Source organism: Labrys miyagiensis, assembly GCF_030160835.1.
Classification (GTDB): Bacteria; Pseudomonadota; Alphaproteobacteria; order Rhizobiales; family Labraceae; genus Labrys; species Labrys miyagiensis.
This window is the reverse complement of record NZ_BSPC01000028.1, coordinates 75,158-99,859: the sequence shown is the minus strand read 5'-3', so window position 1 is coordinate 99,859 and position 24,702 is coordinate 75,158. Positions and strand designations below refer to the sequence as shown.

Genomic DNA, 24,702 nt, shown 5'->3' with positions numbered 1-24,702 from the left:
TATGCCGCTCCCTTTGCCGGTCGCAGGATTACGCGATCGGCGGATCATGCCTACCTTGTTTGAAGGCACCTTGACAACGATGAAAGCCAAAGCGCCTCCAGATCAAGCAGATGCGAATGAAGCTTATGCCAAAGGTCGGGCTGCTCTGGACAAGTATTCTCTAGACGAGGCACGATTCTGGTTCGGACGTTGTACACAGATAGCCGAGGGCGACCCGCGAGGAGACGTTGGATTAGCTCAAACGGCGTTCCTCGCTGGCCGCAGCCATGAGGCCGCACGGTACTGGCGGGCGGTCGTCGATCGCATTCCAACGAGTCCTTCAGCGCGACTGGGGCAAGCCGATACCTTGATGGCCTTGGGAGACTTCAAAGGCGCGATTGAAGCCGTGGAGTCGGCGGAAAGCCTTGCAGGAGCCAACTCCAACACGATACTTCGGCGTGCCCGGCTTGCTGTCTCTCAAAATCAGATGGAAGAGGCTTGCTACCTATTTGCGACGCTTCGCGCCGCAGTGCCGCCGCGGCTTGAAGGTTTCTTGGAAGCCGCTGCAATCCATATGCATGACGGTGACTATGCCCAAGCGACGGCCATTTTTGAGTCCGCTTGCGAGCTTTTCCCCAGCGTCCACGCCGCTCATGCCGGGCGAGCCCTGACGCTGGCGAGGTCTGGAGACACTGAACGCTTCTCCGAATGTCTTAAGGAGGGACGGCGGCGCTTCCCGGCGTCACCAGATTGGACCTATGCGCAGGTCGAGCATCTCCTGGCAAACGGCAATGCCAATGGGGCCTTGCGGTTGAGCGAAGAACTTCTGGCGCAGCATCCAGAGCGAATTGAAGGTCTGATCGCCGCCGCTCGCGTCGCCGAGGCACTGCAGGACTGGGGTCAGGCGCGCGATGCATGGACTCGTATTGCCGACAGAGACGACAGCCCAAAGGAGGCCCCGCTCTCAAGGCTTCTTTGTCGAATTCGGTTGGGCGAGGCAGCAATTGTGGACAGAGAACTGCCCGAACACCACGACGAGTTGAGAGCGGGGTCGTCTCTTGGTCCGCAGCTCTTGCAAGCGGAGATCGCCGCCGAGCGTGGTGCATACGCGGAGGCTGCGGCAATTTGGCAAGATATGTTGGCTGCACGGCCGACATCGCTTCCAATTCGGGCTGCCCTGGCCAAGATGCTCGCCCTGTCAGGTCGAAGTGACAGTGCTGCTTCCGTTCTCGATGCGGCGCCTCAGTTCAAGGATCACCCCGCACTTTTGGCGGCGCGGCTGATGATAAGCCGAGCAACCCATGACGCGCGGGCAACGGCCCGCAGCGCGAGCAGGCTGCTAAGGAGCAGATTCGGCCGTGCTCTTGCCGCCGCCTGGCTGATCGAAGCGCTTGTTGCGCTGGGCCGCGAGAGGCTCGCAGAGCGGCTCTCCTGCGCTGCAACCGTCATTCCAACAGAGCATGAGCGACTACAGGCCAGCTTCATGCTCCGCCACGCGACGATGCGTTATACCGAAGCTATTGAACTGCTTGAGAACGCAGACGTCAACGCCAGGCTCGGCCTTGATAATTGGCATTGTGACGCATTGATCAGGGTGGGTCGCACACGCGAAGCTGTCACCCTGGCTCGTTCGGCATTTGTCGAAGAGGTTGGAAGAGGTGAATCCGAAAATCGAAGAAATGCGTTGCGTAAGTTCGTACAGGAGCTCGGACAGAATAACGCTTCGCCGACCACCGAGAACGCCGCGCGGTATCGCAGGCTGACCGCCGAGGCGAGACTGAGTGTGGTGAATACAGGCTGGCTCAAGCGGCTGCCCACTCACCCGATTGTTGTTGAATTTCTCCAGGATGTGGAGCGTCGGAGCGGCGATGCCGCAACCCTTGTTGACCTTGTCGCGGAAAAGCTCCCAACCGTGCTCCCTCATTTGCGCTCAGGGCCGCTGATCGCCATGGTGCTGTTTCGAAAGGCAATGGCCTTATATGAAATCGGCGAGAAATATGCGGCGATCGAGTGCCTTCGGGAAGTTTTAGTCTACGATAACACGACCCGTCGTTACTACCTGATATATAAGAAATTATATCGAGAGTTTGTTAGGCCATTACAGATTGAAAACAATCTCTATCCCCTCGTAGTAATCCTAAGCTGCAGGAAAAATCTTTTGGCGGCTCGATTGCTGTCAAAGCAACTTCATGACTTTCCTCATATGATCATCATCGGCGATCCGGAAAGCAGAGTGCCGCTTTTCGATGGTGTACTTTTGACGCTTCCGTGCTCCGACGGCTATGAAGGTTTGCCAAAGAAAGTGGCTGCCGCATATGAATATCTAGCGATTACGAGCACGTGCAAGAGTTGCATCAAAATAGATGAAGACACGTATATAGAAAATTTTGAGCGATTTCGGCAGATGCTGGCGGACATAGGCTCAAGTGGCGCCGATTATGCCGGGGAGATCGATGTCTTCGGTGATCCGGCCTATCATTTCGGCAAGTGCCAAGATCCACTCATTTCCATTCGCCCGGCAAGGCACGCACCAGCCAAATTTTGCTATGGGCGAGCCTACTATTTGTCCAGGAAGGCCCTGGGACGCTTTGCGGAAATCACACGCCGCTTCCCGGTATTCCTGGACGATGCCGTATATGAGGATGTCATGGTCGGTGAGGTGATGGCATCCGTCGGTATTGAGCCTCGCTTTGCGAGCCTTGAGCATCAAGGGACGCTGTTTAGCGATACGCTGGACTAAATCGCACCGACCCCAGGAGATTGATCACCGCAGCATGCGGCAATGACATGATCGCAAACAATGACCGGCTTTTTTCGGCTCTTGTGTGATCGAAACGGCCATCTCACTTCGAGACCTTTGGTGAGTCTTCCGCCCGCACGACACGGACGCTCCTGACGACCACAACGGTGAACCTTGCCCAGGCGCGGCGGCGCTATCCCGCGCATCAAAGGAGTCGCAAAATGCATTCCGAAGCCATTGATCAGAACCGACGCAAGTTCCTGGGCACCACCGGGGCAGGGATCCTGGCCGTTGCCGGGGCAGCGAGCCTTCCTTCCCCCGCATCTGCCACGCCAGCCGATGCGATCCGTCCGTTCCGGATCGACGTCCCCGAGGAGGACCTCGTCGATTTGCGCCGGCGTTTGGCTGCCACGCGCTGGCCCAACAAGGAAACTGTCCCGGATGACTCCCAGGGTGTGCCCTTGGCGACCCTGCAGGACCTCGTGCACCACTGGCAGACGGACTATGACTGGCGCAAGGTAGAGGCCCGGCTCAATGCCCTGCCGCAATTCATCACCGAGATCGATGGGCTGGACATCCATTTCATTCACGTGCGCTCGAAGCATGAAAATGCCTTGCCGTTGATCGTCACGCATGGCTGGCCCGGCTCCGTCATCGAGCAACTGAAGATCGTCGACCCATTGACAAACCCTACAGCGCACGACGGCAGCCCATCGGATGCATTCGATCTGGTGATCCCGTCGATACCGGGCTACGGCTTCTCGGGTAAACCGACCGCCACCGGCTGGGATCCCACCCGCATCGCGAAAGCCTGGGTGGTGTTGATGAAACGCCTTGGGTATACGCGATTTGTGGCGCAAGGCGGCGACTGGGGGTCGCCCATCTCGAACGAAATGGCCAAGCTCGGCGCACCCGAATTGCTCGGCATCCATGTCAATTTGCCCGGCGTGATCCCACCCGAGATCATCAAGGCGCTTCAGTCCGGCGATCCCGCACCCCCAGGCCTGTCAGCCGACGAGCAACACGCTTTCGAGCAGGTCAAGCTGTCGTTCTCCAAGCGGCGCGCCTACGCGCAAATCATGGGTACGCGTCCACAGACTTTGTCGGGCCTGTCCGATTCCCCGGCCGGTCTGGCGGCCTGGCTGCTCGACCATGGCGACGGCTATGCCCAGCCGGCGGCGGCGGCGACCTCGGCCGTGGCGGGGCACACGATCAACGGACACTCTGCGGGCGATCTTACCCGCGACGACGTGCTCGACAACATGACGCTCTACTGGTTGACCAACACGGCGATCTCTTCGGCGCGCCTTTACTGGGAAAACAAGATCAATCTTTACCTCCCGGCCGACGTCTCCATCCCATCGGCGATAACGGTGTTCCCCGGCGAGAGTTTTCAGGCGCCACGCAGTTGGGCGGAGCGGGCCTATCACCACCTGATCTACTTCCATCAGGCCGACAAGGGCGGTCACTTTGCGGCGTGGGAGCAGCCCCAGCTTTTCAGCATCGAAGTCCGCGCTGCGTTCAAGCCGCTGCGCAAGCCGAGTTGAGAGAAACGGTAACTCGCTGGCGAGGGCGGTGGCGGCGAGCGATTGTTATCTTTGAGCCGATGTCACTGTCCGCAGACGGGTGCGCATGGTGCCGATAAGGCCACAAGCGGGACAACTGACCCGGGTCGAACCCCCGGGTTCCGGCAGCCACATTTCGATTTCCTCGCCGCAGCTGGGACAGGCGACACGGGCCGGAGGCGGCGTGCCGAAACGCTCGCGTGCGTGCTCGAGCTGGTCCGCAAGCGGCACCAAGCCCATGGCGGCGCGACGAGCATCGACCGATTCGGGATCCTGCAGCCGGGCCGCGACGAACCCCTCGGCACGCGCGACGAGTTGCGTACCGTAGAGCTGCGGCTCACCGCGCGCCAGCAGCACCCGGTCGGTGAGATGGGCGAGGTCGGCGGCCGAGGCCTCACCAGACTCGACCGAATGGGCAAGCAGCTTGAGACAGCGCCGTTGGAACGCTGGATGCCGATCGGCGTGCTGTGCGATGAGCCAAGCCGCATGAGCACCGTCGACACCAACCAGCGTACGGCCCGGCCAACCCACGCGATTGATGAGCGTTCGCAACCACAGGGTGTTCGCATCATCCATGGCGATAATTCGCGCCTTGTGTTCGGGAGTGCCGGCGAAGCTTCCGCGCTCCGCCTGATCAAGGTCGCGTCGACGAAGCAAGTCGATACGCAGTTCCTCTTGGCCATAGCCGAAGCGGAGCGCAAGCCGGACCGTACGCTGCCATAGGCTCGCCTCGGCTCGCCAGCCGCTCGGCTGCTCGACGGTGCGCGGAAGCTCGACCGCACGGGGGATCGGATCGCATAGGAAGCCCGGATCGTGCCCGCCAGTGACACCACTGCCCGCCAGGCCCGGTCTTGCGAATGGCGATGTCTCGGGATGCAGCATCGCTGTAATGGCGTCGTCGTCGGCGCGCAGTCCCAGCCATCGAGCCACGGCTGCGAGCTGTGGCTCTGGGTCGTCGAGTACGTCCTCCGACCGTATGCACAAAGCCCGCTCCGGCGGCATCCGCTCGAGGAAACGCGCGATACGCTGATGCACCTCAAGCCACGCCGCGATGCCTGCCATCGGCTGGCCATCAAGCGGATAGGATGGCACGGTGCGCCTGCGATGCTCGACCATCGAGACCTGCGTGGTCACCGGATGGCGGGTCACGTGCAGGTAGCGCGCCTTCGGGTATGCGCGGGCAAGGCGGCGCAGCGCTGCTCCGGTAGCCACGTTCTCAGGCGATTTCTCAACCGCCATGCGCGGCGCGAGCCTGGCCAGCAGTGCATCGAAGACGTCTGCGCCAGACCAGTGCTGCCGATCCCGAAGCCAGTGGCGTGCGCGTTGGAGCGTGTCCAGTTCCTGTTCGCCGAACTCGCACTCGGCTATCGCGCGGATCAGACCGGGACTGCACTTTCTCTGGCCTGCGCACCCGCACGACCTTGCCGGGTGCGGTGCGGTAGAAAGTGTGGATCGAGCAGAAGGAGCAGCGCCGGATACAGCCGCGACTTGCAAGCAACGGCAGTGTCGGAAAACCACCGATATGTTCGGGGCTTGAAGGGTCGGTATGGAAATGGCAACGCGTCGAGGTCAGGAACCAGTGCTCTGGCCTGCGTGGCCATCACTTCGGCATCCCGCATGTAGGCGATGCCGTCTATATCGCGCCAGTCCTGACCTGCTCGCAATTTGTCGACAAGCTCGATCAGCGTCTCCTCGCCTTCGTAGCGCACGACGCTGTCGATCTCCGGAAAGTTTTGCAGGAGTTCGTCGTGGCACAGGCTGGGATAGTGCCCGCCAATGGTGGAGTGGCTGGTTATGCCGGCCATCCGCAAGCGCTGCGCCACTTTGCGGAACTGTGGCAGGAAAAACTGAAAGATGAGCGAGAACCCGACAACCAGCGGCTGGCGCGAAGCGAGCCGCGCCGCGATTTTCTCACCTCCAAGCCGTACATCGATCAATTCGACCGTACGGCCTTGCCGCTGCAGGACGGACGCCAGGTAGCCCATCCCGAGATTGCCCTGATCCTGATAGCCAACGAGCGCAACCTCGGTGCGGGGCTGAATCGATGCGGAAACAACGGAGGCGTCTTCGAAGACCTGGCTCCGCTCGCCGTTATCCACGGGTCTTGAGCAGCTTCGCGGCCTGGTTCGAGGCACCGGGCATGGTCTGGTGAATCTGGGAATCCGTTTCGAGACGGAGTGCAGTCGCCTCGCGGCTGATTGCTGGATCCACGGCGAACAGGTGGTCCATGTCAATCGGGTCAGTTGCCAAGCAACGGATGTGCTGCCATGACAATTGCAATCCCCTGGTGTCGATTTTTTGTGCTGCTGGAGAAAGTTCAGGTTTCTTTGCCAAAATAACCTCCCCGCCATCCCACAAAGGTACAGTATGGCCATATCTGATCATTTGCCGAATACTGAACGGGCGGCATATTACTCCCGCTGACTTAGGTGCCAATCGTGAAGAATGCTGGGTTGATCAACTAGAACTTGCACGATTTATTCCGGCGTGCTGAAAAAAGATGTCTTCCATTTGAGTATTGGGGTCGAAAACGGTCGTTGGTCAGTGGGCTTTCGTCTCATTGTCGAGGCCATGACTTCTGACCGGCACAAGCGAGGTTCGCTGCAGCCCCAGACCGTGTTCGGAGAGGCCATTACAGGCTGCTTTTCGGGCCAAGGCGCCACCGGCTGGGATGAGAAGCTGGTCTCGGATTGCGCAAGACTATTGAGAGGCAGTCATAATGGCCTCTTCTTGGCGAGCCACGGAAAGAAAGAGGACTAATCCGAAAGAAGGCTGTATTCAATATTTCAATACTTAATACCGTTCGCCACTATCAAGAAGTAGTGGTTGCAGCAACCAGAAAACTCAGCAAAAAATCGCTCATCGAGAAAGGGCGATCCGATGCTGGACCTCACTACCCTTCCCCTGTGGCTGACAGGATTTATCCTGGTTATCGTGCCAACGCTTATCGCCATGGCGGGGCCGATTTTTATCCGCCAGCGCGTCAAGCTTGAGCAGCTCAGCAACAACAACGAGGTAGCCGGCTTCAAATTCGCGACGGTGGGGGTACTCTATGCCGTTCTGCTCGCTTTCGCAGTCATCGTGGTCTGGGAGAAATTCAGCGACTCGGAAGGCCAGGTCGCCCAGGAGGCCGGCGCTGCAGCGACGATCTATCGCCTGGCAGATGGCATCCAGGGAGATGCGGGAGCTGCCCTTGATGCGCGCCTAACAGAGTATGTCAAAGTCGCCATTTCGGATGATTGGCCGGCCATGGCAGATGGCCATGGCAGCAAGGCTGCAACCGAAGCCCTCAACGCCCTTTACAAGACGACCTTGCAGTTCTCGCCCTCGGGCGCCCGCGATAGCGATCTCCTCGCGGAGGTATTGCATCAGCTCGACCTACTTACCCAGGCGAGGCGTGCACGACTGGTGGCAGCATCCGGAATCGTCCCTGACCTGCTCTGGCTCGTACTTTTTGGGGGCGCCATTCTCACGGTATGCTTTACCTTTTTCTTCGGCACGGAAAATGTTTACGCTCAGGCGACGATGACTGGAGTCCTGGCCGTTCTGATTTTTTCGGGGCTTTTGATTATCGTGATGATTGATCGCCCCTTCGCCGGTTCGGTCTCCGTGCGTCCGGAAGCGCTGGTTGCGGTCCTTGATGATCTCGGCAAGCGATAGCCGCAGGACCAGGGATATATGGCCATTGAGCCGCATCAGTCCGTCGTGGCGTTTCCATGGGGGAACCTCGCCCACAGCGGGTCGGTGAGGAATGATTGTAATCCTCGGGGCTGACGGCTGAGACCAGCGCGGGCGTCTACCGAGACGCGGCGGCGATTGTTCGCCGCCATTCATAAGTCGCCGCCGCAATGAGGGCGATCGTCACGACGAACAAGCCGACGACGATCGTCCATTCCACGGACCCGTCGTGCTGATCAGGATCCCAACCGGTCAGAACTTCGATCCAATCCGGAAAGACCGGCGTGATAAATGCCAAGAGACCCGTGATTGCGGCCAAACCAACTTCGACCCAGAACAGCCGAGCGCGGCCGCGAACGGGTTGCTGAGCAGCCGCCAACGCCGGCTCTTGCGTTTGAAGTGCACGCTGGCGACGTGGAGGGTGCGCGCACCCGTGTGGCTTGCGCTGCCGGCCAAGCAGGCGAGGGGGCTTTTCACAGGACCTCTTTCAGGGTGGCCAGCACAGCGCCGCTGTGGGCTCCAGGCATCCCGCTTGGCCTAGCGTCGGTGTTGCTGCGGCGACTTGGAACGAGGTTCCGTTGCGGCGCCACGGAACGGACTCTCCGACACAGCCGCCGTCAAGGATGCCCGAACAGCGCGAGAGCATGCTGATTGAAGCCGTTGATTAGGGCGTGCTCGTTCGGGCCGGCGTTGGCGCGAAAGGCCTTTGCGCCTTCCACCAGGATCTCGTCGGCGTCCGTGGCGAGGACCGACATCGTCTCCGCAATGAACTCGTCGAGCGGCATCGCTTCTTCGGCCTCGCGGCTGTTCATGAGGTCGGTGCGCACCCAGGGCGGAGCGATCTCGAGCACGCGGATGCCGGCGTCTTTCAGCAGGAAGCGCTGCGACAGAGCATAGGAATGAAGAGCGGCTTTCGTCGCCGAATAGACCGCCGTCACCGCCATCGGGACGAAGCCCAGGACGGAACTCGTATAGGCGATAATGGCGTCGTTCTTGCCTCTCAGGTGCTCGACCAGCGCTGACGTCATGCGGATTGGCCCGACCAGATTGGTGGTGATGGTGTCGACCAACAGCTTGTCGTCTATCCGTCCGGCAGCCTGATCGGGCAACATGATGCCGGCATTGTTGATCAGGACATTGAGATCGGGATGGTCGGCCATCAGTCGGGCCGCGGCGGCATCGATGCTGACAGGGTTGGTGATATCGAGCTCGATCGCGACCATGCCGGGATTGGCGGCGATGACCTCATCGAGGTTGGCGCGTCGGCGGCCGGAAATGATCACCTTGTTGCCAAGCTTGTGGAAAGCCTCTGCCAGCCCGCGGCCGATACCCGAGCCGCCGCCTGTAATGAAGATGGTGTTGCCTGTGAGTTTCACGGGTCGTCTCCTTGAATGAAGTCAGATGTGAAAAGTCAGTCGGGAAAGCGGTCGCCGAACATCGGCAAGCCGCTCACGGATTGGGCCTTGGTCGCCTCGTCCTGGAGCACATCCCAGTGCTCGGCGAGCTTGCCGTCCTCGATGCGGACAATGTCGGCGGCGACCCACGCCGCGGGCCGGCCGCTGCCGGAGAACCGGCCATGCGCGATCACGTAGTCGCCCTCGGCGACGATGAGTTGGTTCTCGTATTTCAGGGTGTCCGGCAGCGTGCGGACCAAGTTGAACAGGCCCTCGCGGCCGGGTGCGATGTGGGCGCTGTGCTGGATGTAGCGATCGGACCAGTAGCGTGCGGCGGCGGCATAGTCTCGCTTGTTGAACAAGGCGTCGAAGGCGTCGAGAACGAGCGCCTTGTTCTGCTCAGGCGTGGTCTTGGTCATGTTGGTTTCCTTCATGTTCGAGCGGGTCAGGCCATGGCGTGCGGGATCGTCGGGGAATCGGCAGAAGCCGCGCCGTCCGAGTGGTTCAGGCCGATGGCATTGATGTGCAGGCGGATCTCGCCGGAAGCGGGCTCTCCGGCCTCGACGTCCCCGGCGACGAGGACGTCGGCGTTGCTGAATTCTTTGGTGCGGCTGGATCGGGACACGATGGAAAGCCCTCACATTGATGTCTTGTGAGTGGCTAGATCGTCAGCGCGTGCTTGGGCCGGTAGTTGCTGGTTTCAGCTAATTTCTATGCGCGTCATGCATTAATGGAAGAAGCGCCCCTTCGTTGTGCCCGCCATCCTCCGCCTAAAGCGTTTTGCGATTTGACGGCATCGGCAAGAATCGCAAAGACGCGTCGAAACAAAGAGTTAGAGCAAAGAAGCGTTCACGCTTGAACGCGCTTTGCTTTAGTCGTCAGGGGCCACATCGGCTCGCTGGACAAATCTTGCCGGAAGACAGCGACCAGATGATCGATGGCCGTCCGCGCCGCGGCGCGCGTCGCCCGGCCCATCGGGAAATAGGCGTGCACGGGAATGCCGGCCAAGGTCCATTCCGGCAGAAGGCGCACCAGAGCGCCGGCCTCCAGCTCTCGGCGGCAAGCCCAGCCGCTGGTCGAGGTGATGCCAAAACCCGCGACCACGGCCGCAATGGCCCCCTCGTTCTCATCGGTCGAGAAATGCGGCTCCAGCCTGATCGCAGCCTCCTCGCCGTTTCGCTCAAACCGCCAGGCCGTCGGCACCGCCGCGGCCGTGCCGCCGACAATGCGGTGCCGGAGAAGGTCATCGGGCGTCTCTGGCGCACCGTGGCGAGCGAGGTAGTCGGGAGATGCGACGATCACGCGCGGGATCGTGGCGATGAGCTTCGCCGTCGCGGTCGAGTCGGGCAGCCGGCCGAGCCGTATGGCGACGTCCACGGCGTCCCTGACGAGATCCTGTCGCCTGTCACCCAACTGGAGCTGGATGTGCAGGTGTGGGTGCCGCTCGGCAAATGAGGCAAGCCGGGGTATCACATCGCGGATGCCAAAGCTGGTCGGCATGCTCATTCTCAGCAGCCCCCGCAGTTCGCCGTTCTCGCGAATGCTGTGCTCCGCCTCGTCCAACGCCGCCATGATGGGCTCAATCCTGGCCAGGAATTCGCCGCCGGCTTCCGTGGGCACGACGGCTCGTGTCGTGCGCGACAACAGTCTGACGCCAAGTTCGGTCTCAAGATCGGCAACAATGCGCGAGGCCTGCGACTGCGACAGGCCACATTCTCGTGCGGCGGCCGAGAAGCTGCCGAGGCGGGCGACACGCGTATAAAGGCGGAGGGCGAAATTATCCTTGATCAAATCCGGAGAGCTCCCGCCGGAGCGTGCCGGCCACGCTGCGCGACGCCATTAATGTATTCAATACATAGAAGTTAGCCTAGGGCATCTGGCCAGCTAGGCCCCGGGCGTGACGAATTTCCCAAATTAGAAAATCGACGCTTCGTGGCAGACCGGCCAATGGGGGGCGTGACCTGCTTTGTCGTCGTGCCTTTCGAAGCGAACGGCGAGGGCGAAATTCAGATGCTGGATCCGGCCGACGCCCTAGCGGTGCCGATTCGGCACGGTCTTGGATGACGAAAAGGACAAATCCGCCTTCTTCGTCACGATGTACCACAGGGCACGCACTCGCATCGTCATGAATAAGCAAGAGCAGTCAATCGTCGATAAATCGATCACATCCCGCAGGTGCATGTCTCTTCTCCGCCACAGACGCCAGATAAAGGAAGCGTTCTGGGTAGATCGCGTTCAAGGATAACTTGAGATCTGAACATCAATATCGTAGCAGAATTGTATGATACCCGGGCACCTTAACGGCAGGTGGCCGATTCTAACGCAAAGTAAGATTGCCTGAGGAATTCGGGCTGCCCCTCGCCGGCCGCCGGGGGTGGGTGGAGGGGACGTCAAACGAATGCGCGGGATCATTCTTGTCGGACTGGCCCTTAGCTTTGCCGTCCTGTCCGTGCCCGCCTTGGCTGCCGACGAATGCGGCACCGGCGCCAGCGTCACCTGCGACAATTCAGGCACGCCGCCGACCAATACCAACTCTTACGCCAACGGCATATCCTATACCAACGCCGACCAGACCGTGACGGTCCAGCCTGGTGTTGTGATCAACACCGCGATCGCCAACGGCATCAGCCTCAGCGGCGGCGGAACACAGAGCGTCACATTTGCGCCGGGCGGGCCTCCGATTTCGCTCACCACGACGGGCACCTTTCCCGTCAAGGGCGACGGTATCCTCATCAACAACGCCGACAATATCGACATCAACACGGTGAATGGGTCGATCGCAACGGCGGGGACGATTACCGTCGGCATCGCCGCGACCTCTTCCGGATCGACACCCGCAACGCCTGACCGCATCGTGACGGGTGACATCACGACGACGGGGACGAATGCCCCCGCGATCACATATTTGAACTCTGGCGGGTCGGGCAATGTAACGATCGATACGACAGCGGGAACAATCCTCACCACTGGATTAGGCTCCGCTGGCCTGGACGTCGCTACCAACAATACCACATCGATATTCGACAAGATCGTCACGGCGGATGTCCGAACGGCCGGAGATTTTGCCGATGCAATCAACTACTCCGGTTTTAACGTTGCCGGCGTATCAATCGATACCACCGCTGGGACCGTTTCCACGGCTGGTGCGAGTGCCGTCGGCATCAATGTCTTGGGGACATCCACTGGAGATTTGAAGACGGCGGATGTCGCCACGTCTGGCTCCTCCGCTACAGCCATTTCGGTGCTCGCAGGCACATCCACTCCCAGTTCCTGGATGATCGACACGACGCGCGGAACTGTCGCAACGACAGGAGATTTTTCAGCGGGCGTCAATTCCACGCTCTATGGCGATATCAACACCAGGATTGCCTCCGGCGATGTAACGACAAAGGGATTTTTCGCACCGGGTATCGTTTCGGCCGGTGGCAGCTCTGTTTCGATCGATACAACGGCGGGATCGATCGTGACATCGGGCGATGGCGCCGCGGGCGTGGCCCTTCTGGGCGGTTTCCCTTTGCTGCCGGCTGTCGGTTCCGACCTGACCGTCACCACCGGCCCGATCACGACATCGGGCAATGCTTCCTATGGCATCGCTCAATTTGTGGATTCGCAATCCCCGTCACCGGCATCCACCGATCTGATCTTATCGCAGCCGGTCAACGCCTTGGGGAGCAATTCCGGCGGCGTGGTTTCGTTGCAGGTCGGTGTGACGGGTCCCTTGACAATCAAGGCAAGCGCCAATGTCACCGCGCCGGGCCAGAATTCTGTCGGCGTCGCGGCGGCATCGTTCGACGGACCTGTGAACGTTACTGTTGGGTCCGGCGCGACTGTCATGGGTGGTTGGTCGCAGAATGATGGCGATTTGTCGTCGGCACCGAATGCAGCGAACCAGAATCAGTCCGGTTTCTACTCGCCGACTTTAAGCATGACGGTCGGCGGCAACCTGCCAGCCGCCGGCGTGGTGGTTTGGTCCGGAGAGACAGGGCAAAGGCCGGCCGCCACGGTGGTCAATAACGGCACCATAGGTGCCTTGAGCGATCTAGCGATCACCCAAGGCGTTCCCTGTGGCAGAGGCCACGCGACGTCTTCCTCCCTGAGCCCCGATGAAATCCGGAATCCGGGCTTGTCCGGTCAGGCCGCCAAGTTCGCGGAGGCTGTACTGGACTGGATCGTGCCCTCGGCTCATGCGGAGGCGATGCCCTCCTCCTTTGATTGCCCAAATGTCGTAATCCCGCCTCCGTTTGCAGGAATCACCTTCACGTCGCCGGCTCCCACCACGAACGGCTCCGTGTTGGTCACCAACAACGGGACGGTGAACGGCTATGTGACATTATGGGATGGGGCGGTTCACACCTTCGACAATTTCGGCACCTTCAACATGCGCAACTTCGCCGACACCGATGGCGACGCGGTGCGCGACACCCGCGGCGTGGCGATCTCCGATTTCGGCGCGACGGTGACGGGCGGGCGGGGCGGCGGTATCTTCAACAACGAGGCGGGCGGGGTGGTCAAACCGCTACAGGTGACGGGAGCACAGGTGACCGACACCACCGGCCAGTATATCCCGACCACCGGCTCGAACAGTCGGCCGCTCGATGCCAGCGTCTACGACATGGCGCAAAACCCGGCGATCACCCAGTCGCAATTCGTCAATGTCGCCACCTTCACCAATTCGGGCACCATCGACCTGCAGAACGGGGTCGTGGGGGATGTCTTCCTGATCACCGGCCACGCCTCGGCTTCGGCTTCGGCTCAAGTCAATCCAGGGGTGTTCGTCTCCAATGGCGGGCAGTTGCTGGTCGACGTCAATCTCAATGCCGGCATTCCGGTGGGCGGACAGACCAATTCGATCTCGGACGTGCTGGTGGTGGATTCCACCCGGCGCGGCGCCCGTGGTGCGACGCGAATCTACGTCGCCAATGTTGGTGGCGTCGGCGCGACCACGCCGGGCAATGGTATCGAGGTGGTGGAGGTGCGCGACAAGGCAGCAGGCGCCTCCGCGCCGGGCGTCTTTGCGCTGGGGGCAGCGGTGGAGATCGGCGCCTATGAATACAATCTCTATCGGAACGGGGTGGGCGGGGATGCGCGCGACGGCAACTGGTACCTGCGCAACAATGGTCCAAACGGCACAAAGCCGCCGGCGCGGAGCCCGTCGACGCAGACGGTGCTGCCCTATCCGGATGTGCTTAACAACTATGCCTTTGCCACGCTCGGCACGCTGCAGCAGCGCACCGGCAACCGCATCTGGCCGGGCCAACCGCAGGCCCCACAGACGATCTGGTGCAAGGATCCTACGCAGAACTATCGCTGCACGGTGAGCCAAGCCGAGGCCGGCGTCTATGCTGACGCCAAGGACAGGCTGGTGATCTACGGGCAGGGGGCTTGGGGGCGGATCGGGGGAGAATATTCCTCCTATGATCCCAGGAAGGGCACGCCCTACACGGAGGGCATCGGCTTCCTGCAGGCGGGCTATGAAGGCGTGGCGTATGAGAGCGCTTCGGGCGACCTGACACTGGGCGCCTATGCGACGGTTGGCACGACGCGGGCCGACATGAACCTGACGCCGGATCCGGTGACGGGAGCGACGCGCAAGGGCCATATCACCTCGATGGGCTACGGGCTCGGCGTCAATGCCACCTGGCTGGGCAATGATGGGTTTTATGTCGACGGCATTGGCCAGTTCACCTGGCACGACAGCAACCTCTCCAACAAGCTGGGGAGCAACCAAGGTTACACGACGGCGCTGAGCCTGGAGGCAGGCAAGCGCTTCGATCTGGGCTCCGGCTGGGCGGTGGTGCCGCAGGCGCAGTTGGTCTGGATCCATGCCGGCTTCGACAACTTCACCGACATTTACGGAGCGCCGGTGAAACTCGGCGACGGCGATAGCCTGGAGGGCCGGGCGGGGGTGCGGGTCGAAAAGCTCGCCAGCTGGCAGGGGGATGACGGCAAGCCTCGCCGCTTGCAGCTCTATGGCATCGCCAATCTGGGCTACGGCTTCCTCGGTGGCACGAAGACCAAGGTGGCGGGCATTGCCTTCGAGCAGGAGGAGCAGAATTTGTGGGGCGAGATCGGGCTTGGCGCCACCTATGCCCTCGCCGACAAATGGAGCTTCTATGGCGAAGGCGACTATGCCACCTCGCTGCAGGATGTCGGCAATTCCTGGCGCCTGAAGGGGACCCTCGGATTGCGCTATATGTGGTGAGGGCCGATCAGGCCAATTGATCCAACAAGGCCTTGGCCCGTTTCACTCGCGATGCCGAGAAGCCCTCGGTAAAGCGATTGTATATCGACGAAAGGATGGCAACCGCCTCCTTGTCTCTGCCCTGGCCTTGTAGAAGTTCGGCAAGGCCGATCGCTGCGGACAGTTCCCAATAAGCTGCCTGTTGCGCGCTTGCCTGCCCCATGGACTGTCGCAGCAAATCCTCGATCAACGCAGGCTCGCTCGATCCGAGGAGCGCCAGCAGTTCGGCCTTGGTCCTCAGGATTTCCGGCATGTACCAGCGATAATTCGTCTCCACCGAGAAACGCCACGCCTCTTCGATCTCGGCGAGGCCGTCGTCGAAACAGCCAATCCCGCCCAGTATCGCGGCGAACTTTGTCCGAAAACAGGGATAGAACAGCAAATATCGCGCAGCCTGCATCTCGCCGAGACCGGCGCGAAGCGGCTCAATCCCGGTTTCAGGCTGGCCGCGCCCGGCCGCCACGATCCCCCGCAGACAGAGGCCCGCGGCGTAAAAGGGGCGGAGCGCGCGTTTGGAAGCAAGATCGACGAGCTCCTCGCCGCAGTCGTTCGCCCTCTCATGTTCGCCGAGGCTCATAGCAAGGAAGCCTGCGGACCAGAGGGCGACACACAGCACGAAGGGTTGGTTCGTGCCACGCGCCTCTTCGATGGCAATCCCCGCTGTCCGCGATGCAGCATCCAGCTGCCCCAATGACAGCAAATTGACGACGTTGTGGCTCAGGGCCGAACAGCGCACGTCGCCGCCAAGCCGGATCATATCCCGGCGGCGCCAGAGGACGGGATAGTGGTCGATCGCCCAGCGAAGCTGTTCGCTCGCCTCGACATGGGCGGCGCGATAGGACTGCGGCACGCCGACCAGCCATGCGGCCGTGGCCCGGGACTGCACATCACGGGCCTTGGCGATCTCCTCATATCCACGGGCGAATCCGAGTGCGTCGTTCAAGGCTCCCGATCGTGCGGAGAACAGCCAGAGACCGCAGGTCGCACGTTGCCGATAGTCGAAATCTTCTAATTCACACGCCAGTGCCAGCGCCCGCCTCAGGGCCTCGCAAGCATGAGGGCTCATCCCCTGGGTATAGATGAGAGCGAAGCCCAGACTGCATTGCAGCACCATTTCGCTGCGCGTGCCGACGGCCTCGCCCATCCCTTCCAAGGCCTTGCCGGCCCATTCGCAAGCCTCCGAAACCAGTGACAGCGCGACCCAGAAATCACTCGTTATGGCGGCAAGTTTGACCCCAACGGACAAATCGCCGGCGGGGGAGAACGCCCAGTTCAGCGCCGCGCGAAGATTATCGACATCCCGGCGATAGCGGCCGAGATTGTCGATGGCCGATTGAAGTTCGCTCTCAATTGCGAAGGGAGCGAACAGGGCAAGACAATACTCCGCGAGGCGGCACAGAGCCGGTCCCCGTTCGCCGCCGCCGGCCAGTTTCTCGAGCGAGTACATCCGAACCGTCTCAAGAAGTCGCCAGCGCGGAGCCGCCTCCGATACGTCCAATACGACCAGGGATTTCGAGACCAGACCTGAGATGCAGAGTGCAACGCGCGATTCCGTGTCGCCCGTCACGGTCGTGGCCGCCTCAAGCGTGAAGCCGCCCGCGAAGATCGCGAGGTGCCGAAGCAGCTTGCGCTCCTCCTCAAACAACAGTTCGTAGCTCCAATCCAAGGTAGCGCGCAGCGTCTGGTGTCGCGGCAGCGCCGTGCGACGGCCGCCGGTGAGGAGCGCGAAGCGATCGTCGAGGCGCCCTGCGACCTGCTGGATCCCGAGCGTTGCCGCTCGTGCAGCGGCGAATTCTATGGCGAGCGGGATGCCGTCGAGTTGCCGACAAATCGCGCTGATCGCCGGGAGTTCGTCGCCCTGCGGCAAGAAATCCGCCCGCAATGAGCGGGTTCTTGCGATGAAAAGCTGTACGGCGCTGTGGTGCAGGCCATCGTCGGAGCCCTCCAGATCCGCTGCCGGCACCTCCAGCGCCGAAACGCGATACGCAAATTCTCCCTCGATGCGGAGCAATTCCCGGCTCGTCGCGAGCACCGATACTTGGGGGCAGAGCCGCACCAGGGTTTCCGCCATCGTCGCAGCGGCGTCGATGACATGCTCGCAATTGTCGAGGACCAGCAGGACCCGTTTGTCGCCGATCGCCCGCGCGACTAGCTCCGGCGATATCTCATCGCCATGCAGCTGCAGATCGAGGACATGAGCAACCGTCGAGGGCACCAGACCTGGATCCGACAACGAGACCAGCTCGACGAACAGGACATCGCCTTCCAGGGCCGGGAACACTCTGCGCGCGACTTCCGAGGCCAGCACCGTTTTCCCGATGCCACCCGGTCCTGTCAGGGTCACCACCCGATAGGCGGAGACGAGGTCACGCAGTTGCTGTACCGCCGTCTCGCGGCCGACGAGAGCCGAGGCGGCTACGGGCACATTCGTCAGGAAAGGATGCGTTGGCGATCGCACCCGCTCTGGCAAGGCCGACCGCACCGGCAAAGTTTCCCGCTGGGTCGTCCAGTCGCCCAACAGGCGGTAGCCCCGACCTGAGATCGTCTTCAGCATGTTGCGATCCGCGCCAAGTGCCTTGCGGATCGCAGAAATATGGACCTGGACGGTATTGTCCTCAACGACGAGACCGGGCCAGACCCGCCTCATAAGGTCGTCCTTGGTAACCAGTTCTCCAGCCGCCTCGACGAGCGTCTCGATGATCTCGAAGGCTCGGCTGCCGATCGGGACGGCTGAGCCACGCGCACGCAGCTCTCGCTTTGCGAGATCGACCTCCCATCCGCGGGACTCAAACACGCGTAGCTCGACCAGCCCCAAGGCAATAACGATCCCGTTTGTTGAGTATTACCATTTTCTAGTTAAGGACGAACATGCCGACGAGGGCAATGGGCGATCCGGTTTATTGAACGCATCGGGCGATATTCATCGAACCTATGGGGCCCCTCGGTCGTTTCAGGTTATTTCAGCTATTCTCACACAGCTTCATTCGACCCTGTAAGGGGCTGAGCCTACCCTCTCCTCGGCGGACGAAATTGGCCCGCGGATCAAAATTCATCCGGACCGGCTGCGAATGAGCGGTTCGAAACAGGAGAAACGACATGTCAGACATATCGCTATCGCCGACGCGGCGCGAGATGCTTGCCACGACAGGTGCCGCCGTGGCCCTCACCCTGCTTCCGAGCGCATTCGGTGCCGTAGCCGCTGATGCCCCGATCCGCCCCTTCAACGTCAGCTTCCCGCAGGACCAGCTGGATGATTTGCGCCGGCGCGTGGCGGCGACCCGTTGGCCGGACAAGGAGACCGTCACCGACGACACGCAGGGTGTGCAGCTCGCAACGATCCAGAAACTGGCGAAATATTGGGCGACGGATTACGACTGGCACAAGATGGAGGCGCGGCTGAACGGGCTGCCGCAATTCATCACCGAAATCGACGGGCTGGACATTCACTTCATTCATGTCCGCTCCAAGCATGAAAAAGCGTTGCCGCTGATTGTCACGCATGGATGGCCCGGCTCGATCATCGAACAGCTGAAGATCATCGAACCGCTCACCGATCCGACTGCACATGGCGGGAGCGCATCGGATGCCTTTCATGTGGTGATCCCATCTCTGCCGGGCTACGGCTTTTCCGGGAAGCCGACAGCGCCAGGCTGGACGCCAACCCGTATCGCCAAGGCATGGACGGTGCTCATGCAGCGCCTCGGCTACACGAAGTTCGTGGCGCAGGGCGGCGATTGGGGGAACGCCGTTACGGAACTGATGGCCGTGCAGCAGCCGCCGGGATTGCTCGGCATCCATACCAACATGGCAGCCACGGTTCCTGCCGATATCGCCAAGGCGCTCGCAGCGGGCGGCCCACCGCCTGCCAGCCTCACTGCAGATGAAAAGCGCGCCTGGGATCAGCTCGACGACTTCTACAAGAACGGGCTGGGCTACGCGATCGAGATGAACAACCGCCCACAGACGCTCTATGGGATCGTCGACTCGCCGGTCGGCCTGGCGGCGTGGATGCTCGACCACGACATTCGCAGTTACGAGATGATCGCCCGCGTCTTTGACGGAGGGAGCGAAGGCCTGACGCGTGACGACATCCTCGACAATATTACGCTCTACTGGCTGACGAACACCGCCATTTCCTCGGCACGCCTCTACTGGGACAATGCGCATTTTCCGACAGGAGGCTTCTTTGATCCCAGAGGCATCAAGATTCCGGTCGCCGTCAGCGCCTTTCCGGACGAGATCTACCAGGCGCCGCAAAGCTGGGCGGAGAAGGCTTATCCGAAGCTGATCTACTACAACAGGCTTCCGAAGGGTGGTCATTTCGCTGCCTGGGAACAGCCGGTCGCCTTCACCGTCGAGCTCAGGACAGCGTTCCGGCCCTTGCGCCAGGATATCTAGGGCGAGCGGGCAGCCAGCAGGCCCCGCTCGGCGGAGGCTGATATGAACCTTTCCCTCAGCGCTCCCCCGATGCGCTACCATATCTCCGCTGCTGCCCAGTACGCTGAAACAACGTCAAACAGAAAGGACAGGACAATGTCAGATACGGCAACGGCCCGGCGGGGCACGACGATATCCAAAACTCTCGACATGAAGCTCGAAGTGGTCGTGATCCCGGTTTCGAATGTCGACCGCGCCAAGGCCTTCTATGGCGGCCTGGGTTGGAGGCTCGATGCCGACTTCGTGGTTGGCGACACATTCCGGGTGGTCCAATTCACGCCTCCAGGCTCGCCGAGCTCGATCCACTTCGGCACCGGTCTCACGACAGCCGCGCCAGGTTCGGCGCGGGGACTCTACCTCGTCGTATCGGACATCGAGGCGGTGCGCGCCGACCTTGTCGGCCACGGCGCTGGAGTGAGCGAGGTGTTCCACCGCGCCGGTCCGGGGCAGCCTGCAATCACCGGCCGGGACCCGGAGCGGCGCAGCTACGTCTCCTACGCCACCTTCAGCGATCCGGACGGCAATGGCTGGCTCCTGCAGGAGGTGACCGAGCGGTTGCCCGGACGGGTGGACCCGGACAAAACGACGTTCACCTCCTCCACCGACCTCGCGGCTGCGCTCCGGCGTGCGGCGGACGCACATGGTGAACACGAGAAGCGGGATGGCGGCCGGCATGACGAAAACTGGCCGGACTGGTATGCCGCCTACATGGTGGCCGAGCAGGCCGGCAAGCCTTTGCCCCTGTAAATGCGAGCTTCACGGGGCGACGGTACGCTGCCGCCCCAGATATCCGATCGCCGTCATCATGAGGAGGCCTTGCCATGAGCAAGACCGATATTCCCGACAGGATCGACCAGCGCCGCCGCCATATCGTCGGTGCAGCGGCGATAGGCCTTGCGTTCTCCCGGCTTGGCATCGCCTCACCGGCGCAAGCCGCTTCAGGCGGGGCAAGCGAGGCGACACCGGCTGCCATGAAGGCGGCCCCGGCGACATTTGGCCCGCTCAAGCAGATTGATGCCGGCGTGTTGAACGTCGGCTATGCCGAGCTGGGACCGGCTGACGGCCGTGCCGTCATCCTGTTGCATGGCTGGCCTTATGACATCCACAGTTTTATCGAGGTGGCACCCAGCCTGGCATCCAGGGGATATCGCGTGATCGTGCCGCATTTGCGCGGCTACGGCACCACACGTTTCCTGTCGGACACCGCGATGCGCAACGGCCAGCCATCGGCGCTGGCGAGTGACCTCATCGCTTTCATGGATGCGCTGGGTATCGGGAAAGCCACGCTCGCCGGCTTCGATTGGGGCGCGCGTACGGCGAACATCATCGCCGCGTTGTGGCCCGAACGCTGCAAGGCAATGGTCTCGGTGAGCGGCTATCTGATCGGCAACCAGGAGTCCGGTAAGCTGCCACTGCCGCCGAAAGCCGAATTGCAATGGTGGTATCAATATTACTTCGCCACCGAGCGCGGCCGCGCCGGCTACGAGAAATACACGCATGATTTTGCCAAGCTCATCTGGCAGCTCGCTTCGCCACAATGGACCTTCGACGACGCCACCTTCGACCGCAGCGCCAAGTCCCTCGACAATCCGGATCATGTCGCGATCAGCATTCACAATTATCGCTGGCGGCTCGATCTCGCCAAGGGGGAGCCGCAATATGACAAGCTGGAGCAGCAGCTTGCCAAGGCACCCGTCATCACCGTACCGACGATTACGCTCGAGGGCGACGCCAACGGCGCCCCTCATCCCGACCCCAGCGCCTACGCAAAAATGTTCTCCGGCAAATATTCGCATCGACTGATCACCGGAGGGATCGGACACAACCTGCCGCAGGAGGCACCGAAGGCCTTCGTCGACGCCGTCATCGACATCGATTCGAACAGTTAAACTGCGGAAGAGCCCGTGGGGTATGTTCTGGCCGGCGAAACCAGCCGCCGGCTTTCTTCTTGCTGGAGAATATCCCTCACGCGGCGTCTGACGAACGCCGCAGCCCATATGATGCATGACTATCAGGAAGGGCATGTTTCAGCCGAATTGGGTGGTGCGGCCAGCTGGTCGAGCCGGTGGCCGCGCGCTCCAGTTGGGCGAAATCGCATCGCCGATGTAATGGTTGAATGGCGGGATCCATCCTGCCTTCCGATCAACCAGGGTCTGCTCAAATTTGGATCGACAGACGGCTCACTTGCCATGCTAGAACTGACGCATGGTGCGCGAGACAATAACCCCGACCGTGACGCCGGCGGGCCCGCCGCAGAGGGTGAGCCGGTTTGGCGGACTGCATAATTATTTTCTGACCGGCCTGGTGGTCACTGGGCCGGTTGCTATCACGCTCTATCTGATCTGGACCTTCATCCAATGGGTCGACGGCTGGGTTAAACCTTTCATCCCGCAGCGTTATCTGCCCGAGACCTATCTGCCGTTCCAGATCCCGGGCTTCGGACTGATCGTCGCGGTGATCGGCCTGACCCTGGTGGGCTTCTTCACCGCTAACCTGGTCGGCCGCACGCTTGTGCGCTTCGGAGAGAAACTGCTCAACCGCACGCCGGTGGTGCGCAGCATCTACAAGGCGCTGAAACAGGTCTTCTCGACCGTCTTCTCCCAGTCCGGCACCTCCTTCCGCAAGGTGGGGCTGGTGGAATTTCCCACAGGCGCCTGGTCGATCGTCTTCATCTCCTCCGAACCAAGTCCGGTGATCGAGCAGAGGCTGCCCGGCGGCAATGGCGAGGCCTGGGTTTCCGTCTTCATGCCCTGCGCGCCGAACCCGACCACCGGTTTCTTCTTCCTCCTGCCGAAATCCAAGGTGATCGAGCTTTCCATTACCATCGAGCAGGCGACCAAGCTGGTGATCTCGGCCGGATTGATCCAGCCGGAATCCATCGTCGCCGTGGAAGCGGAATGAGCAGGGCTGGGCCTGACTGAATAATCGGAGACGGCCCGCACGTTCGCAATGACGGTATCCCTCTTGCCAGGCCCTTCAGGCTTCGAGCAGGGCGTTGCTCGCGAGCCACTGGATGGCATTGCCCAGGTGCTCGCGGGCACAGGCGGCGATATCCGCTTCGTCCGTGATCTGCTGGCCATTGCGCTGGAAATGCAGGGCGCCCGCCTTTGCCCGCGCCTCCAGATGGGCACAGAGCCCGTCGCGATCGAGCGTACCATCCATGACCGGCAAGATATGCTGGGCGACCACGCCGAGATCGACGCTCTCGTGGCGCAGATTGGCTGAGCGGGTTCGGCCTCCAGCCGCATCCTTGCGGGCGAGGGCGATCGCTTTCGGCTTTTCGGTATCCGCCGTGGCGGCCTCGATCGGCCGGGTGCGGGCCGAGAATAGACCGGAAAGCACGCCTTGCAGAAGCGCTCCGCCTATGTCGGCGCGGTCCTGGCTCGACAGCGTCTCGCCGCTGCTTTCGAGATCGGTAAGCAACTGGCTGAGATTGGAAGTCGATGGACGCCGCGAGGCCATCAACTGCAAGGCCTTTCGGACCGGTTCCCTGCTGACGCGCAGCTGGCGGCCCTGGCGGCTCTCGAAGCAATAGGGCAGCTCGGGAATGGGGGAGGGAACCTCCGTGATATCGGCGATCAGATGCAGGTTTTCGAGCCGCTGAGAATCGATCAGGCGCCGGACGGCCTGAGCGCGTTCCGGATTGATGAGCAACGTCTGCCGGAAGGTCCGCCCCGTCAGCACATCGATATAGTTCTCAGTGGCGTGCAGGTCGTTTGCACTCAATGCCCGCAGCGACTTGGCAAGATCGGGGCCGAAATTATCGGCCACCATCATGTTGATGTCGCTCTCGCCGAGAAAGGCGAGCTTGTGCTGGCCGGAGGCATGCATGAAGTCGTGGAAGGAGCAGGGCGCGTTGTCGAGCTCCAGGAACTCATGGGCGAGATACTCGTCAGTGGCCTTCTGCAACTCGGCCACGCTGTCCTTGACGGCGGCGCCGTAGGGATTGTTCGGCGTATGCTGGTTGAGGAAGCCCATGAATTCCCGGGCTCTCGTCACACGTTCGCGCTGGTTGCTGGTCTGGCCGACATGCGCCATCAGCGCGTCACGTAGGATCTGCTTGGGGCGCCAGCCAGGCAGGACGTTGTAGCTGACATAAGCGACGCCCCGGAGTTTCAGGTAGCGGGAACAGACCTTGAGGATCGCGTGCCGAACCGGCTCGGACACCCAGGAATAGACGCCATGGCAGATGATGTAGTCGAAGCGGTGCCCCGGACTGCGGAAGGCGGATATGTCCTGCTGGCGCAGTTCGATATTGGTCAGGCCCTGCGCCTCGATACGCCTCCTGCCGTCCTCGATCTGAATTGTGGAAAGATCGACACCCAGAAAGCGGGCCTTCGGATAGGTGCTGGCGAGCGGAATGAGATTGCCGCCGCTGGCGCAGCCGATTTCAAGCACGCTCGCGGTCTCTACCGGCGGCATCTCCAGGTTGAAGAGCGTGCCGATCGCCGCCATCCGGGCTGGATGGGTCTGCGGGAAGGCATGCGAAATATAGGGAAATTCGTCATAACTCGCCTGGGTGCGAGCCTGCGCTTCGGGGAAACTGAGGGTCTGGGTGCTTGTCATCACCATGCGGCTTCTGCTGAGCTGTCCTTGGGGAAGCCAGTCTAGTGCATATGCCGGGTCGGTAGGCAAGGGCGGTGCGGCGGCTATCCCCGGAAGCTCGGG

Annotated in this window: 18 protein-coding genes; 8 read left to right on the top strand and 10 right to left on the bottom strand. The window is 61.5% G+C overall.

Going from position 1 to position 24,702, the window contains the following annotated elements; all coding sequences use genetic code 11:
• Positions 1 to 55 precede the first annotated feature (55 nt).
• The gene (locus QQL24_RS16705; protein WP_284313427.1) at positions 56 to 2,719 is read left to right on the top strand and encodes a tetratricopeptide repeat protein; all 2,664 of its coding nucleotides are present in this window, start codon (positions 56 to 58) and stop codon (positions 2,717 to 2,719) included.
• A gap of 221 nt (positions 2,720 to 2,940) precedes the next feature.
• Complete coding sequence (locus QQL24_RS16700; RefSeq protein ID WP_284313426.1) at positions 2,941 to 4,266, top strand: alpha/beta fold hydrolase; 1,326 nt, start codon at positions 2,941 to 2,943, stop codon at positions 4,264 to 4,266.
• 45 nt (positions 4,267 to 4,311) lie between these two features.
• Here the strand turns inward: QQL24_RS16700 and QQL24_RS16695 are convergent, their stop codons facing one another.
• Genes QQL24_RS16695 through QQL24_RS16685 form a run of 3 tightly spaced genes read right to left on the bottom strand, consistent with a single transcriptional unit; the run spans position 4,312 to position 6,618 of the window.
• Entirely contained in the window at positions 4,312 to 5,778 is a 1,467-nt protein-coding gene (locus QQL24_RS16695) for a sulfotransferase family protein (RefSeq protein ID WP_284313425.1), read from the bottom strand.
• Positions 5,661 to 6,383: a B12-binding domain-containing radical SAM protein gene (locus tag QQL24_RS16690; protein ID WP_284313424.1), complete on the bottom strand. Its 723-nt coding sequence runs from the start codon at positions 6,381 to 6,383 to the stop codon at positions 5,661 to 5,663. The genes QQL24_RS16695 and QQL24_RS16690 overlap by 118 nt, the downstream gene beginning before the upstream one ends.
• Positions 6,376 to 6,618, bottom strand: coding sequence for a hypothetical protein (locus tag QQL24_RS16685; RefSeq protein ID WP_284313423.1), 243 nt, complete (start codon positions 6,616 to 6,618; stop codon positions 6,376 to 6,378). The genes QQL24_RS16690 and QQL24_RS16685 overlap by 8 nt, the downstream gene beginning before the upstream one ends.
• A 492-nt stretch (positions 6,619 to 7,110) precedes the next feature.
• Here QQL24_RS16685 and QQL24_RS16680 point away from each other — a divergent pair, with 492 nt between their 5' ends.
• Positions 7,111 to 7,944, top strand: coding sequence for a bestrophin-like domain (locus QQL24_RS16680; protein WP_284313422.1), 834 nt, complete (start codon positions 7,111 to 7,113; stop codon positions 7,942 to 7,944).
• Positions 7,945 to 8,080: 136 nt separating this feature from the next.
• On the opposite strand, the gene QQL24_RS16675 is transcribed toward QQL24_RS16680, so the two are convergent.
• From QQL24_RS16675 to QQL24_RS16655, 5 genes are all read right to left on the bottom strand, one after another.
• Positions 8,081 to 8,341 carry a hypothetical protein gene (locus QQL24_RS16675; RefSeq protein ID WP_284313421.1) on the bottom strand — a complete coding sequence of 87 codons (261 nt, stop codon included), beginning with the start codon at positions 8,339 to 8,341 and terminating at the stop codon, positions 8,081 to 8,083.
• Positions 8,342 to 8,579: 238 nt separating this feature from the next.
• Positions 8,580 to 9,338, bottom strand: a complete 759-nt coding sequence (locus QQL24_RS16670; protein WP_284313420.1) for an SDR family oxidoreductase — start codon at positions 9,336 to 9,338, stop codon at positions 8,580 to 8,582.
• Positions 9,339 to 9,373: 35 nt separating this feature from the next.
• Positions 9,374 to 9,775 carry a nuclear transport factor 2 family protein gene (locus tag QQL24_RS16665; RefSeq protein WP_284313419.1) on the bottom strand — a complete coding sequence of 134 codons (402 nt, stop codon included), beginning with the start codon at positions 9,773 to 9,775 and terminating at the stop codon, positions 9,374 to 9,376.
• A gap of 26 nt (positions 9,776 to 9,801) precedes the next feature.
• Positions 9,802 to 9,981 carry a hypothetical protein gene (locus QQL24_RS16660; RefSeq protein ID WP_284313418.1) on the bottom strand — a complete coding sequence of 60 codons (180 nt, stop codon included), beginning with the start codon at positions 9,979 to 9,981 and terminating at the stop codon, positions 9,802 to 9,804.
• 224 nt (positions 9,982 to 10,205) lie between these two features.
• Positions 10,206 to 11,147 (bottom strand): LysR family transcriptional regulator, encoded by a 942-nt coding sequence (locus QQL24_RS16655; RefSeq protein WP_284313417.1) that lies wholly within the window; start codon positions 11,145 to 11,147, stop codon positions 10,206 to 10,208.
• Between the two features lie 607 nt (positions 11,148 to 11,754).
• Here QQL24_RS16655 and QQL24_RS16650 point away from each other — a divergent pair.
• A complete protein-coding gene (locus tag QQL24_RS16650) occupies positions 11,755 to 15,558 on the top strand; it encodes an autotransporter outer membrane beta-barrel domain-containing protein (protein WP_284313416.1) in 3,804 nt (1,267 codons plus the stop codon).
• A 7-nt stretch (positions 15,559 to 15,565) separates the two neighbouring features.
• Here the strand turns inward: QQL24_RS16650 and QQL24_RS16645 are convergent, their stop codons facing one another.
• Positions 15,566 to 18,412, bottom strand: a complete 2,847-nt coding sequence (locus QQL24_RS16645) for an ATP-binding protein (protein WP_284313415.1) — start codon at positions 18,410 to 18,412, stop codon at positions 15,566 to 15,568.
• A gap of 281 nt (positions 18,413 to 18,693) precedes the next feature.
• On the opposite strand from QQL24_RS16645, the gene QQL24_RS16640 reads away from it, so the two are divergent.
• From QQL24_RS16640 to QQL24_RS16625, 4 genes are all read left to right on the top strand, one after another.
• On the top strand, positions 18,694 to 19,995 hold the full coding sequence (locus QQL24_RS16640) for an epoxide hydrolase family protein (RefSeq protein ID WP_284313414.1): 1,302 nt from the start codon (positions 18,694 to 18,696) through the stop codon (positions 19,993 to 19,995).
• Between the two features lie 135 nt (positions 19,996 to 20,130).
• Entirely contained in the window at positions 20,131 to 20,781 is a 651-nt protein-coding gene (locus tag QQL24_RS16635; protein ID WP_284313413.1) for a VOC family protein, read from the top strand.
• Positions 20,782 to 20,855: 74 nt separating this feature from the next.
• Positions 20,856 to 21,923 (top strand): alpha/beta fold hydrolase, encoded by a 1,068-nt coding sequence (locus tag QQL24_RS16630; protein WP_284313412.1) that lies wholly within the window; start codon positions 20,856 to 20,858, stop codon positions 21,921 to 21,923.
• Positions 21,924 to 22,239: 316 nt separating this feature from the next.
• Positions 22,240 to 22,935, top strand: coding sequence for a DUF502 domain-containing protein (locus QQL24_RS16625; protein WP_284313411.1), 696 nt, complete (start codon positions 22,240 to 22,242; stop codon positions 22,933 to 22,935).
• A gap of 75 nt (positions 22,936 to 23,010) precedes the next feature.
• Here the strand turns inward: QQL24_RS16625 and QQL24_RS16620 are convergent, their stop codons facing one another.
• On the bottom strand, positions 23,011 to 24,606 hold the full coding sequence (locus QQL24_RS16620) for a methyltransferase regulatory domain-containing protein (protein ID WP_284313410.1): 1,596 nt from the start codon (positions 24,604 to 24,606) through the stop codon (positions 23,011 to 23,013).
• Positions 24,607 to 24,702 lie beyond the last annotated feature (96 nt).